Origin of the sequence: Xenorhabdus hominickii, assembly GCF_002632725.1 — a bacterium.
Taxonomy (GTDB): Bacteria; Pseudomonadota; Gammaproteobacteria; order Enterobacterales; family Enterobacteriaceae; genus Xenorhabdus; species Xenorhabdus hominickii.
In genome coordinates this window covers 1-470 of record NZ_NJAI01000110.1, presented here as the reverse complement: position 1 = coordinate 470, position 470 = coordinate 1, and the positions used below count along the sequence as shown (strand labels likewise).

1 protein-coding gene is annotated in these 470 nt (G+C 41.3%); it reads left to right on the top strand.

What is annotated here, in order from left to right:
- Positions 1-151: 151 nt before the first annotated feature.
- Positions 152-470: hypothetical protein (locus Xhom_RS31830; RefSeq protein ID WP_169928592.1), on the top strand; the 319-nt coding region annotated here is incomplete at its 3' end.

The window sequence follows — 470 nt, the reverse complement described above, 5'->3', positions numbered from 1 at the left end:
CAGGAACGGGCGCAACAAATGGCTCAATCGTTGATGCCTGCTGCTATCAGTCAAGCGTTGGATGAGGCTATACGAACGGCTAAGTAGTAACTGGGACCGTGGTCCCATCTTATGACTTCGTATCAAATAATCCTATCTGGTGATAAACATCATGACACATAACAACATAGTAAGATTGAAATTACTAAAAACACAGGCTGAAGAGTCATTGCGCTATATTGAACATGTTCGATTATTGAAAGGCGCAGTTGAGGCTGACATTGTTGCGGAACATGACCTGAAATCATTACTGTCATTTCATTCTCAGAAAATAGAAAACTCACAACAACAGTATCCTGGTCGGGTAATAAGCCTAGATGGAGCGCCCCCGTTCCCAGTTGATAATTATTTTGAGAAGACATCCTTTGTTAGTAGTTGTATCTCATGTGCAAAAGATGAAGGAGTAAAGTTTAGGGAGCAGTCAATTCTGA